Below are 758 nucleotides of genomic sequence, written 5' to 3' on the forward strand. Positions count from 1 at the left end.
GTGTCCACGAGCCTGCCCACCCGCCCGGCGACCTCGTGGGCGATGCCTTCGACCCCCGGCAGCAGCGTCACCGCCGATCCGGCCCGGCGGCGTGCCGACGACCGGCCGGGCAGCAGGTCCGCGTGCACGGTCCCCTCCAGCCGCGGACCGAACACGGGGTCGGCGGCCAGTGCCGCCAGGTCCCGCCGGGACCGCTCGCCCCAGAACCGCATCCGGACCTCCGGGCCGGGGTCGACGACGGCGACCCTGGCGGCCAGAGCGGAGTCCAGCACGTCCGCGTCGAAGCCCTGGTAGTGGTGCCGGGTGGTGTGCAGGGTCACCGGGCCGCCCTCCGCCCGCAGCCTCGGCCCCAACCGGCCCACCAGGTCGAGGAATTCCACCGGGAGCGGCTGACGCGCGACCCCTCCGCCGGACTGCTCCGCGAACTGGTACATGTGCGTGAAGTGGCCCACCCAGTGGTGCGGTCCGCCCTCGGGCACCACCCGGCCGGACGCCATCGCCTCCGCCGCCCCGCAGCCGATCAGCAGGCGCAGCCAGGCCCCGCCGTCGGTGACGCCCCGCGGGAAGATCTCCACCAGCCCGGCGGCGATCGTGTCCGTCGGCGGATGGGCCGTCAGAAGCGGTTCGGCGGCGGCCAGCAGCGAGTCCGGCACCGCCTTCTTCCGCGCGACGGACAGGATCGCGCCGACCACGCGGGCCACCTCGTCGTCCCTGTGCCCGGCCGCCTTGGCCGACGCCCGCACCCGCCGCACCAGATC

General features: G+C 76.1%; 1 pseudogene. It reads right to left on the reverse strand.

Going from position 1 to position 758, the window contains the following annotated elements:
- Positions 1–758, reverse strand: a pseudogene (locus tag AOK15_RS41700) (hypothetical protein); the annotation flags it as partial.

The sequence above is a fragment of the Streptomyces ossamyceticus genome (genome assembly GCF_001418475.1).
GTDB lineage: Bacteria > Actinomycetota > Actinomycetes > Streptomycetales > Streptomycetaceae > Streptomyces > Streptomyces ossamyceticus.